Here is a 12,380-nt window from a genome sequence, read left to right on the forward strand (position 1 = left end):
GGACATCTTGTGACCGACGCTTCCGCCAAGGCGGCCCGCAGGCCCGGTGAGCAGGCGCTCACCGCGCTCGGCCTGGGCGCCCCCGCCCCCGACCCCGCCGACGCCTCGCCGCACTCCTTCCCCGGCGGCGGCCGCTGGCGCACCGAGGTTCCTTCCTGCGAGGGGCCCGAGGCGCTGGCGGTGGTCCTGAAGGAGGCCTCCCGGCTGGACGTGCCGATCCACCGGATCAGCCAGGGCAGCGGCGTCTGGATGCTGACCGACGCCGAGATCACCGAGATGGCCGAGGCCACCGCCGAACGGGACATCGAGCTCTGCCTGTTCACCGGCCCGCGGGGCACCTGGGACATCGGCGGCTCCACCCGCACCGACTCGCGCGGCGCCGGACCGCGCGCCCGGGGCCACGACGCGGTCGCCGGTTGCGTCGAAGACGCCGTACGAGCAACGGAGTTGGGCGTAAAGTGCCTGCTCGTCGCCGACGAGGGGGTGCTGTGGACGCTGCATCGGGCGCGGGCGGCCGGGATCATTCCGCAGGACACCACACTGAAGGTCTCGGCCCTCATCGGACCGGTCAACCCGGCCTCGTACGCGGTGTGCGAGCAGCTCGGCGCCGACTCGATCAACGTGCCGAGTGACCTGACGCTCGATCACCTCACCGAGATCAGAAGGGTTTCGGCCACCCCGATGGACATGTACATCGAGGCCCCCGACGACCTCGGCGGCTACGTCCGGATGTACGAGGTCGCCGAACTGATCCGGCGCGGGGCGCCGTTGTACCTGAAGTTCGGCCTGTCCAAGGCGCCCGGGATCTATCCGTACGGGCACCATATGCGGGACGTCACCCTCGCCTGCGCCAAGGAGCGGGTGCGGCGCGGACGGCTCGCCCTGGACCTGCTCGCCCGCCACGGCGCGGACGGTGACATGGCTCCGCTCGGTTCACGGCTGCCCGGCGATCTGCGCAGGTTCGGCATCTCGTCATAACGTTCCGGAAAATCAGCTTCACAGAAGCCGACACAGCCGCGCACAATCCCACACACCCGTTCTCGGGTTTACCCGGCACCTTCTCCTCACCGCACCGCCCCGCACCGCACCTTCATCGCCAAACCCCTTGGCCCGAAAGCGACTTCGCACTTCCGGGCCGCCCTGCACACACTTCAAGGATGATGATCATGCGTAACCGCAGAGCCGCCATCGCCGCAGCAGCCACCGCCGTCTCCCTCGCCCTCACCCTGTCCGCCTGCGGTCAGAGCGGCGAGGGCGGGAGCGAGGAGGACAAGGGAGACTCCAAGGGAGCGACCATCGGCATCGCGATGCCGACCAAGTCCTCCGAGCGCTGGATCGCCGACGGCGACAACGTCGTGAAGAACCTGGAGTCCAAGGGCTACAAGACCAAGCTGGTCTTCGGCGAGGACGACCCGGACCAGCAGGTCGCGCAGGTCGAGAACCTGATCACGCAGGACGTCAAGGCGCTGATCGTCGCGGCGATCGACAACAAGTCGCTGAACAACGTCCTGCAGCAGGCCAAGGACGCCGACATCCCGGTGATCTCCTACGACCGCCTGATCCTCGGCACGGAGAACGTCGGCTACTACGCCTCGTTCGACAACGAGAAGGTCGGCGAACTCCAGGGCGACTACATCGCCGACAAGCTCGGCCTGAAGGACGGCAGCAAGAAGGGCCCCTTCAACATCGAGCTGTTCGCCGGCTCCAACGACGACAACAACACCCGCTACTTCTTCCAGGGCGCGATGAACGCCCTGCAGCCGTACATCGACAAGAAGCAGCTCGTCGTCCGGTCCGGCCAGACCGAGCTCAACCAGGTCACCACCCTGCGCTGGGACGGCGGCACCGCCCAGAAGCGCATGGACGACATCCTGACCTCGTCCTACAAGAGCGAGCGGGTCGACGCGGTCCTCTCCCCGTACGACGGCATCTCCATCGGCATCCTGTCGGCGCTGAAGTCGGACGACTACGGCTCCAAGAACAAGCCGCTGCCGATCGTCACCGGCCAGGACGCCGAGGTCGCCTCGGTGAAGTCGATCATCGCCGACCAGCAGTCCATGACGGTCTACAAGGACACCCGTGAACTCGCCAGGGTCGCCACGAACATGATCGACGCGCTCCTGAACGACAAGGAGCCCGAGGTCAACGACACCAAGACCTACGACAACGGGGCGAAGGTCGTGCCGGCCTACCTGCTGGAGCCGGTCGCCGTGGACAAGAGCAACTACCAGGAGACCGTGGTCGACTCCGGCTACATCAAGGAGAGCGACCTCAAGTAGACGACCCCGGCACACCGCCGTCACCTACGGATTGGAAGGCACGACCATGGCGGGACCCGTCCTGGAAATGCGCTCGATCGTCAAGACCTTTCCCGGCGTCAAGGCGCTGTCGGACGTCACTCTGACCGTCCGGCAGGGCGAGGTCCACGCCATCTGCGGCGAGAACGGCGCCGGCAAGTCGACCCTCATGAAGGTCCTCTCCGGCGTCCACCCGCACGGCACCTACGAGGGGGAGGTCCTCTTCGAGGAGGGCCTCTGCCGGTTCAAGGACATCAGGGCCAGCGAGCGGCAGGGCATCGTCATCATCCACCAGGAGCTCGCCCTGGTGCCGTACCTCTCCCTCGCGGAGAACATCTTCCTCGGCAACGAGCACGCCCGGCGCGGCTTCGTCGACTGGCACGAGACGCTGCGGCACGCGACCGAACTGCTGCGCCGGGTGGGGCTCGACGACCACCCGGAGACCCGGGTCGCCGACATCGGCGTGGGCAAGCAGCAACTGGTGGAGATTGCCAAGGCGTTGTCGAAGAAGGTGAAGCTGCTCATCCTCGACGAGCCCACCTCGGCGCTCAACGACGAGGACAGCGGCAAGCTGCTCGACCTGATCCTCCAGCTCAAGGAACAGGGCATCACCTCGATCATCATCTCCCACAAGCTGAACGAGATCCGCGCGGTCGCCGACTCGGTGACCATCCTGCGGGACGGGCGGACCATCGAGACGCTCGACGTGAAGGCCGCGGAGACCACCGAGGACCGGATCATCAGCGGAATGGTCGGCCGCGACCTCGAGCACCGCTTCCCGGAGCGGACCCCGCACCACCCCGAGGAGGGCGCCGCCCCCGCCCTCGAGGTGCGCAACTGGACCGTGCACCACCCGATCGACCAGCAGCGCAAGGTCGTCGACGACGTGTCGCTGCAGGTCCGGCGCGGCGAGATCGTCGGCATCGCCGGCCTGATGGGCGCCGGTCGCACCGAACTGGCGATGAGCCTGTTCGGCCGCACCTACGGGCGGTACGCGGCCGGCACGGTCCTCCGGGACGGCCGGGAGATCCGTACGAAGACCGTCCCCGAGGCGGTGCGGCACGGCATCGCGTACGTCACCGAGGACCGCAAGCACTACGGCCTGAACCTCATCGACACCATCAACCGCAACATCTCGCTCAGCGCGCTGGGCAAGGTCGCCAGGCGGGGAATCGTGGACGAGCACGAGGAACGCCAGGTCGCCGAGGGCTTCCGAAAGTCCATGAACATCAAGGCGCCCACGGTCTTCGAGCCGGTGGGCAAGCTGTCCGGCGGCAACCAGCAGAAGGTCGTCCTCAGCAAGTGGATCTTCGCCGGTCCCGAGGTGCTGATCCTGGACGAGCCGACGCGCGGCATCGACGTCGGCGCCAAGTACGAGATCTACACGGTCATCGACCAACTGGCCGCCCAGGGCAAGGCGGTTGTCTTCATCTCCTCCGAGCTGCCCGAGCTGCTCGGCATGTGCGACCGCGTCTACACGATGGCAGCCGGGCGGCTGACCGGGGAGTTCTCGCGGGCCGAGGCGTCCCAGGAATCGCTGATGCGCCGGATGACGAAGGACAAGAAGGACGAAGAGGTAACCCGATGAGCACGGATGTCACCGACAAGACCCCGGCCGCCGCGCCGCCGGGCAGGAACGGGGCGGGCACCGGTGACGGCCTGCTCCATCTGATGCTGGACGGCATGCGCCGCAACATGCGCCAGTACGGCATGCTGATCGCCCTCGGCCTGATCGTGGTGCTGTTCGCGGTGTGGACCGAGGGCGACCTGCTGCTGCCGCGCAACGTGTCCAACCTGGTGCTGCAGAACAGCTACATCCTGATCCTCGCGATCGGCATGATGCTGGTCATCATCGCCGGCCACATCGATCTGTCGGTCGGCTCGCTGACGGCGTTCGTCGGCTCGATGGCCGCCGTGTTCATGGTTCGCAACGACCTTCCCTGGCCCGTCGCGGTGCTGCTGTGCCTGGCGGTGGGCGCGATCGCGGGCGCGGTACAGGGGTGGTTCATCGCGTACGGCGGGCTGCCGTCGTTCATCGTGACCCTGGCGGGCATGCTCACCTTCCGCGGCCTGACCGAGATCTTCCTCGACGGCCAGACTCTCGGCCCGTTCCCCAAGGGGCTGCAGACGACCGCCAACGGCTTCCTGCCCGAGGTCGGCCCGGACACGAACTACCACAACCTCACCCTGCTGCTCGGCCTCGGGCTGATAGCCCTCGTGGTGCTCCAGGAGGTCCGCGACCGGCGCCGCCAGCAGGAGTTCGCCCTCGACGTCCTGCCCGCCAAGCTGTTCTTGCTGAAGCTGGTGGCGCTGACCGCCGCCATCCTCACCGTCACGCTGCTACTGGCCAGCTACAAGGGCGCCCCGATCGTGCTGCTGATCCTGGGCGCGCTGCTCGTCGGCTTCGGCTACGTGATGCGCAACGCCGTCATCGGCCGCCACATCTACGCCATCGGCGGCAACCTGCCCGCGGCCAAGCTGTCGGGCGTGCGGGACAAGAAGGTCACCTTCCTGGTCTTCCTGAACATGGGCATGCTCGCGGCCCTGGCGGGTCTGGTCTTCGCCGCCCGCTTCAACGCGGCCTCGCCCAAGGCCGGTCTCAACTTCGAACTCGAGGCGATCGCGGCCGCGTTCATCGGCGGCGCGTCGATGAGCGGCGGTGTCGGCACCGTGCTCGGCGCGATCATCGGCGGTCTGGTCCTGGGTGTGCTGAACAACGGTATGAACCTCGTCGGCGTCGGCACCGACTGGCAGCAGGTCATCAAGGGCCTGGTGCTCCTGGCGGCGGTCGGCTTCGACGTGTGGAACAAGCGCAAGGTCGGTTCGTAGGTCGGCTCGGTCCCCGCCCGCAATGCGGGGACCAACCTCAAACAGGCGAGTGAGCCGAAGGGGCGCGACGGTGTCGAGAGGACGAGCGCGCGGAGGCCCGAAGGGTCGAGCACGGTCGGTCTCCCGACACCGGCTCAGGCGCCCCGGAGGCGAACGAGCCCCAAGAAAAGGGGAGCTGCACAGCATGGAACTGAACAGACGCACGGTCATGGCGGGAGCGGCGGCCGCGGCCGCCGGGATCGCCGCCACCACGGTCGGTGGGGGCACGGCGCACGCCACGGGAGGCGGCAACGACCGGGGCACGGGTCCCGGAAAGCCCGTGCGGACGCCCTTCGGGACGCTCGCGGACGGCACGAAGGTGCACCGCTGGTCGCTGGCCAACGGCGGGACCCGGCTGAAGGTCCTGTCCTACGGCGGCATCGTCCAGTCCCTGGAGATCCCCGACCGCCGGGGCCGCCACACCAACGTCTCCCTCGGCTTCGGCACCCTCGAGGAGTACGTCGCCTCCAGCCCGTACTTCGGCGCCCTGATCGGCCGCTACGGCAACCGGATCGGCAAGGGCCGCTTCAGCCTCGACGGCACGGCCCACCAGCTCTCCGTCAACGACGGCGCCAACAGCCTGCACGGGGGCGCCCAGGGCTTCGACAAGCGGGTCTGGGACGTCGAGCCGTTCACCGAGGGGTCCGACGTCGGACTGCGCCTGTACTACGTCAGCGCCGACGGCGAGATGGGCTACCCGGGCACCCTGCGGACGAAGGTGACGTACACCCTCACCCGGCACGGCGACTGGCGCGTCGACTACGCGGCCACCACCGACCGGGCCACCGTCGTCAACCTCACCAGCCACGTCTACTGGAACCTCGCCGGCGAGAGCAGCGGCTCCGTCAACGACCACGAGCTGTCCATCGCCGCCACCCGCTACACGCCGGTCGACGCGGGGCTGATCCCCACGGGCGAACTGGCCCGGGTCGGTGGCACCCCCTTCGACTTCCGGAGCGCCAAGCCGGTCGGCCGGGACCTCCGCGTCGCCCACCCACAGGTGCTGTACGGGCAGGGGTTCGACCACAACTGGGTGCTCGACAAGGGCGTCACCGCCCGCCCCGGGCCCGCCGCCACCCTGCGCGACCCGTCCTCCGGCCGCACCCTGCGGATCGCCACCAACGAGCCCGGACTGCAGTTCTACTCCGGCAACTTCCTCGACGGCACCCTCGTCGGCACCGGCGGGCGGGTCTACCGCCAGGGCGACGGACTGTGCCTGGAGACCCAGCACTTCCCGGACTCGCCGAACCGGCCGTCGTTCCCGTCGACCGTGCTGCGTCCGGGCGAGACGTACCGGACGACGACGGTGCATTCGTTCGACGCCTGAGCCCCGAACACGGGTCCTGACGGGCCTGGGGGAGGCAGACCCGGGGGCACGTGACGCATAAACCAGGCCCGGGGTTCACGTCGTCACACTTTTTTCACACCGGTTGAACAGCGCCACACCCCCCTCCGTATGTACGAGTGGCCCGCGCTCCCCCGCGCGGGCCACCCACGCATGACGGGCCCGGCACGTCTCCCCCGACGGGCCCGCCGTACACGGAGGTTCCATGGCCGACAACGTCACCTCGTTGTTCCGCAGCACCGCGGCACACAGCCCCTCCATGGCTGCGCTGGCGCGGGAGAGCGACGGGGCCGGCCCGGTCGACTTCTGTATTCCGTGCAACCCGTACTTCCCCACCCCCGCCATGTTCGAGGACATGGCCACGCGGCTGCGCGACATCATCACGTACTACCCGAGCAGCGCCGACACCATCACGGCCGAGCTGTGCAGCCTGCTCCGACTCCCGCCGCAGTGCGTGGCGATGGGCAACGGCTCGACGGAACTCATCACCTGGATAGACCACTTGCTGGTCCGCGAGTCCCTCGCCGTCCCCGTCCCCACCTTCGGCCGCTGGACCGACCAGCCCATGGAGACCGGCAAGCGGGTCGACATGTTCCCGCTCCAGGAGTCCAGCGGCTTCGCCCTCGATCTCGCCCAGTACGCCGAGTTCATCCGCGCGCGGGGCACCAAGGTCGCGGTGATCTGCAACCCCAACAACCCCGACGGCGGCTTCCTCCACAAGCACGCGGTCGTGCAGTTCATGGACGCGATGGCCGACCTCGACCTGGTGGTGATCGACGAGTCGTTCCTGGAGTTCGCCGACGCCGAGGTGGAGCCGTCGGTGGTGCAGGAGGCGATGCTGCGCCCCAACGTCATCGTCCTGCGCAGCCTCGGCAAGAACTTCGGGCTGCACGGCATCCGGTTCGGCTATCTCGTCGCCAACCCCGCGCTCGCCGGCCGCGTCCGCTCGATGCTGCCGAAGTGGAACCTCAACTCCTTCGCCGAGCACGTGGTGTTCATGCTGAAGGAGCACGGCACCGAGTACCAGCAGAGCCTCCACCAGGTGCGCCGCGACCGGATGGACATGTCCGGCCAGCTCTCCTCACTGCCCGGACTGACGGTCTACCCGTCCCAGGGCAACTTCCTCTTCGTGCGCCTCCCCGTGGGCGCCGAAGGCACCGTGGTCCGGGACCGGATGCTCACCGAGCACCGGCTCCTGGTCCGCGAGTGCGGCAACAAGATCGGCTCGTCCAGCCGCTTCCTGCGTCTCGTGGTACGTCCGCAGGTGGACGTACGTCGCCTGGTGTCCGGCCTGGAACAGGTGCTCTACGGGACCTCCAGGAGGGGAGCCGCCGTGCCCGAGCAGGCCACAGGGACCGGCTACAGCTCGGGCACGGCGGCGATAGACCGGCTGGTCAGCGAGACCAACGGCGCCGGTACCCAGGGCCTCGCCGCCCAGGCCATCGGCGCCGGTACGGGGGCGCCGGGTCTCCCCGCCGCTCCGGCCGCCGGCATCGGCATGCCGCTCCCCTCCGCCCCGTCCCCGGTTCCGGTGGGCGCGGGCGGCGGGATGCCCATGCCGGCGGCAGCCTCGTCGGGACCGCAGCAGATGCCCCAGCAGGCGCCGCAGCCCCTGCGGTCCCCCCCTCTGCAGCCCCCGCCCGTGCCGCAGCAGATGCCGCAGCAGCCGGTTCCCCAGCAGATGCCGCAGCAGCCGGTCCCTCAGCAGATGCCGCAGCACCCCCTGGCGGCTCCGGCCCAGGTACCCGCGCCCCCGGCGATGCCCGCCGCGGCGTCGTACCCGTCCCCGCAGATGCCCACCGGCCCCACGCCGCCCGGTGTCCCCGCCCGCGGTGGCCTGACGGCGGCGCAGGTCAGAGGCACCGACGGCCTGTCCCAGGCCCCGGCGGCCGGCTGGTCCGGAGCGCAGAGCTGGCCGGAGGCGGCGGGCGTGGGCCAGCTGAGCTGACAGACCCCCCACGGGACCCAGCAGGCGTGTCGGGGTGCCGCGCACCCCGACGCACCCGGGGTTCCGGGTCGCTCAGACCGGGTTGAGCCGCCACTGCTGGCAGGCGTTGTTCAGCCAGGTCCACTGCCGTACGTCGGCCGAGTCCGCGGTGGAGCAGTCGGCGACGTCGGCGACCTTGCCGGTGGCCTGGTTGACGATCCGGACGTGACCGCTGTCGGTGGCGACGAACCGGAACCGCTGGCAGGTGTTGTTCAGCCACGACCACTGGCGCAGGTCGGCCCCGTCCGCGGCGGAGCAGTTCGCGGTGTCCAGCACCTTGCCACTGGCGACGTTGACCAGCCGGTGCGTGTCGTCACCGAGATCCTCCAGCCGCCAGCGCTGGTTGGCGCCGCCGTTGCAGGCGTACTGCTGCACATTGGCCCCGTCGACGGTCGAACTCCCGGCGACATCCAGGCACTTGCCGCTGTTGCGGTTGGTGAGGGTGTAGGTGGCGGCGACGGCCGACGGCTCGCCCGAGGGTCCGGTCTGGCTCGCCCCGAGCCGTACGGGCGTACCGAGGTTCGGTGAGCCGTCGGAGTTCCAGGTGAACTTCTGGGCCCGCGCGGTGCGCCCGTTGTCGCATCCGTCGGAGGTGGAGTCGTTGGCGTGGTAGACGATCCAGCTCTCGCTCCCGTCCGGCGAGGTGAAGAACCCGTTGTGCCCCGGCCCGTACACACCGTTGCCGTCACTGCGCTGGAAGACGGGCGTGGACTTCTTGGTCCAGGACGACGCGGAGGCGGGGTCGGATCCGGTGAGGGCGAGCTGGCCGAGTTTGTAGTCGGGGGTCCAGCAGCCGCTGGCGGAGTAGATGAGGAAGGTCCGGCCGCCCCGTTGCAGGATCTCCGGCCCCTCGTTGACCGTTCCACCCTGCCGTTCCCAGGCGTACGTGGGCGTGGAGACGGTGGAGAAGGAGGAGCTGACCGTGTACGGGGTGGACATCCGCGCGGCGACGATGTTCTGTGTCCCGCCGTTCACGCTGCCGAAGAGGTACAGCTGCCCGTTGATGGTGGCGACGGTCGGGTCCAGCATCCAGGAGGAGTTGAGCTGCCCCTTGTAGGTGTACGGCCCCAGGGGGTCGGAACCGGCGCTCTCCAGGACGTGGCTGCGCTGGGTGGGAATGTAGTCGGAGACGTTCTGTCCGGCCACGTAGTACAGGTACCAGCGGCCGTTGAGGAAGTGCAGTTCGGGCGCCCAGATGTTGCAGCACCGGGAGGCCGCGTCGCCCTGCCACACCTGCACGCTGGGCGCGGTGGCGAGTCCGGCGAGAGTGGCCGACTTGCGGATCGTGATGACGTCGGTCCAGGACGTGCTGATCAGGTAGTAGGTGCCGTCGTGGCGGACGATCCAGGGGTCGGCGCCCTTCTGGGCCTTGACGGGATTGCCGAACGAGGCCGCCTGCGCGGAGGACTGCCCGAGCGAGAGGGCGAGCAGCAGCGCGGCCAGCAGGGTCAGTAGGCGACGGGCCATCCGCTGCTCCAGTTCAGGAGGTTGATGCCGAGTTTGGGGGTGCCGTTGTCGTTGGCGTCGTAGTAGTGGTAGACGATCAGGTCGCCGTCGACGTCGTTCATGATCGACTGTCCGCCGGGGCCGACGATGCTGCCGTGCGACTCCAGCACGGGTGTCCCGCCGTTGCTCATCATCGAGACGCCGTTCTTGTCGCGGTACGGTCCGGTGATGCCGGTGGCTCGGCCGACCTTGACCTTGTAGGTGGAGCCGGTGCCGGCGCAGCAGGTGTCGTAGGACGCGAACAGGTAGTAGTACCCGCCCCGTTTGACGACGAAGGGCGCCTCGACGGCCTTGGTCCCGGTGGGCCGGGAGGCGAGGGAGTAGCGGGTGGTGTTGGAGGAGAGCTGCTTCCCGGTGGACGGGTTGATCTGGATCATCTTGATCCCGGTCCACCAACTGCCGAAGGAAAGCCACCACTTGCCGTCGTCGTCGACGAAGAGGTTGGGGTCGATGGCGTTGTAGTCGCTGGAGGAGCTGGAGGTGTGGACGCTGCCCTGGTCGGTCCAGCTCCCCGGCTGCCCGGTGCTGGAGGTGGCGAGCCCGATGGCGGAGGTGTTGGAGCCGAACGACGAGACGGAGTAGTACATCAGGTACTTGCCGCCGTGGTACGAGATGTCGGGCGCCCACGCCTCCGGCACGGAGGAGTAGGTCCGCCACCAGCTCGGGCGCGAGGAGAAGGCGTCCGCCCCGGCGCTGAAGGCGGTGCGGTCGTTTGACGTCTTGTTGCTGATGCCGCCGCCGGTCGCGTACAGCAGGTACTGCCCCGACGACGTCCGCATCATCGACGGATCGTGGGTGACGACGGAGCCGGTGACCCGGCCGGGGTTGGGGTAGGCCGACGCGGTGGTCGGCATGAGCGCGAGGACCGCGGCGGTGGGGAGAGCGAGCAGAGCGGTGCGTCGGCGGAAGGAGCTGCGGCGCATGCGGGTCTCCTTGCGGTGGGGGCCAGAGCGTGTCCGTGATGTCGAACGGCGATCGCAAGTTCGAACGGACCGTAGAATCGAACCACGTGCGCGTCAATGACCCGCGCAGCCCCAGTCGACGCCCGCCTCCGCACGAACGGTCTTCGCCGGCGGCTCCCGGTCCACCACCCCCCACCGCCCGGCGAGCGCCTCGACAAGCAGGAGCCCACGACCGCGCTCGTCGAGAGGGCACGGAGCGCCCGCACCACCGGGATCAGGCGGGTACGGCGGCCCGGTACGCGTATCGGTCACCTCGACGAGGACCCCGTCGGCGAGACGAGTGAGCGTCAGCTCGAAGTCCCGCCCCGGCACGCGGCCGTGCGTCACGGCGTTGGCGGCGAGCTCGCCGACGATCAGCGCGACGGCGTCGGAGACGTCCGTGCCGTACGGGACACCCCAGGCGTGCAGTTGGCGCACGGCGAGGTGCCGGGCGAGCCGGGCACCACGCGGGGTGGAGCTGAACCGCTGGGTGAACACACGTACGGTAACCGGATCTTGCTGTGCGGGCTGTGCGGTCATGCGCCCCATCTGGCGCACCCGGCGGACACTTCTCCAGGTGAGAGCCGCGTACGCCGCACCGGCGTACACGGTGACGGGATGGACAATACCGGTCACCACCCGTGACGATGACTGCGGGAGGTGACCGACAGTGGTCGATGAGGGTGCGGCAGGAACGGGCGGGGCGACGGGCACCGGTGGCGAGCCGGAGTCGTCGGACAGTCTGCGGACGTTCGGCGCGGTGGTCCAGGGGCTGCGGGAGCACGCGGGGCTGAGACCGGAAGCCGGTATCGACATACGTGTCGAGGACGGCGGGCTCGGCCTGCGGCGACCGGACACCGGCAGTCGTGACCTCGTCGCCGGTGACGCCTTCGGGAGCGTCAGTGTGCCGTGGCACCTCACTACGGTGGAAGCGATGACCGGCGTACGGCGGGTGCTCGACGAGGACGGCCTGTACGTTGCCAACCTCATCGATCACGGCGGCCTGGCCTTCGCACGTGCCGAAGTAGCCACCCTCAGCGAGACCTTCGAGCACGTCGCCCTCACCGGCGAACCCACCGATATCGGCCTCGACCCGACCGCCGTCCCTGAGGGCGGCAATCCGGTGATGCTCGCCTCCAGCCGACCAGTCGACCTACGCGCGACCCAGGAAGCGCTGGACGCCCGGCAACCGGCTGGAAGATCGTCACCGGCGACGACCTCACCTCCTGGATCGGCGACGCCCGACCGCTCACCGACGGCTACGCACCCGTCGACCAACTCCTCCAGCCCCAGAGCTCACGGAGCAGCCGATGAGCCATTTCCGTCCTGAAGTTGTCATGCCTGACGCAACGGTGTTGCCACCGGGTGGTGCAGGGGATCTCCGCGGTCCCGAGGCTGCGGGACCGGAGACGGGTGCCTCGCTGAAAAGCGTGAGC

At 69.1% G+C, this 12,380-nt stretch carries 9 protein-coding genes and 1 pseudogene; 7 read left to right on the forward strand and 3 right to left on the reverse strand.

Going from position 1 to position 12,380, the window contains the following annotated elements; translation table 11 throughout:
* Positions 1-9: 9 nt before the first annotated feature.
* From ACFP2V_RS17415 to ACFP2V_RS17440, 6 genes are all read left to right on the forward strand, one after another.
* Entirely contained in the window at positions 10-978 is a 969-nt protein-coding gene (locus ACFP2V_RS17415) for a hypothetical protein (protein ID WP_381212635.1), read from the forward strand.
* A 188-nt stretch (positions 979-1,166) separates the two neighbouring features.
* Positions 1,167-2,279: a multiple monosaccharide ABC transporter substrate-binding protein gene (gene chvE / locus ACFP2V_RS17420; RefSeq protein WP_381212637.1), complete on the forward strand. Its 1,113-nt coding sequence runs from the start codon at positions 1,167-1,169 to the stop codon at positions 2,277-2,279.
* Between the two features lie 46 nt (positions 2,280-2,325).
* On the forward strand, positions 2,326-3,885 hold the full coding sequence (gene mmsA, locus ACFP2V_RS17425; RefSeq protein WP_381212640.1) for a multiple monosaccharide ABC transporter ATP-binding protein: 1,560 nt from the start codon (positions 2,326-2,328) through the stop codon (positions 3,883-3,885).
* Entirely contained in the window at positions 3,882-5,126 is a 1,245-nt protein-coding gene (mmsB, locus tag ACFP2V_RS17430; protein WP_381212643.1) for a multiple monosaccharide ABC transporter permease, read from the forward strand. The genes mmsA and mmsB overlap by 4 nt, the downstream gene beginning before the upstream one ends.
* 184 nt (positions 5,127-5,310) lie before the next feature.
* Positions 5,311-6,492, forward strand: coding sequence for an aldose epimerase family protein (locus ACFP2V_RS17435; RefSeq protein ID WP_381212646.1), 1,182 nt, complete (start codon positions 5,311-5,313; stop codon positions 6,490-6,492).
* Positions 6,493-6,715: 223 nt separating this feature from the next.
* On the forward strand, positions 6,716-8,458 hold the full coding sequence (locus ACFP2V_RS17440; RefSeq protein WP_381212649.1) for a pyridoxal phosphate-dependent aminotransferase: 1,743 nt from the start codon (positions 6,716-6,718) through the stop codon (positions 8,456-8,458).
* A 72-nt stretch (positions 8,459-8,530) separates the two neighbouring features.
* Here the strand turns inward: ACFP2V_RS17440 and ACFP2V_RS17445 are convergent, their stop codons facing one another.
* From ACFP2V_RS17445 to ACFP2V_RS17455, 3 genes are all read right to left on the reverse strand, one after another.
* A complete protein-coding gene (locus tag ACFP2V_RS17445) occupies positions 8,531-9,964 on the reverse strand; it encodes a family 43 glycosylhydrolase (RefSeq protein ID WP_381212652.1) in 1,434 nt (477 codons plus the stop codon).
* Positions 9,946-10,926 carry an arabinan endo-1,5-alpha-L-arabinosidase gene (locus tag ACFP2V_RS17450; RefSeq protein WP_381212655.1) on the reverse strand — a complete coding sequence of 327 codons (981 nt, stop codon included), beginning with the start codon at positions 10,924-10,926 and terminating at the stop codon, positions 9,946-9,948. Before ACFP2V_RS17450 ends, ACFP2V_RS17445 begins: the two co-directional genes overlap by 19 nt.
* 93 nt (positions 10,927-11,019) lie before the next feature.
* Positions 11,020-11,484: an ATP-binding protein gene (locus ACFP2V_RS17455; protein WP_381212860.1), complete on the reverse strand. Its 465-nt coding sequence runs from the start codon at positions 11,482-11,484 to the stop codon at positions 11,020-11,022.
* A gap of 220 nt (positions 11,485-11,704) precedes the next feature.
* On the opposite strand from ACFP2V_RS17455, the pseudogene ACFP2V_RS17460 reads away from it, so the two are divergent.
* Positions 11,705-12,258: pseudogene (locus tag ACFP2V_RS17460) on the forward strand (fused MFS/spermidine synthase); the annotation flags it as partial.
* Between the last annotated feature and the right edge of the window lie 122 nt (positions 12,259-12,380).

Source organism: Streptomyces incanus, assembly GCF_042656345.1.
Taxonomy (GTDB): Bacteria; Actinomycetota; Actinomycetes; order Streptomycetales; family Streptomycetaceae; genus Streptomyces; species Streptomyces incanus.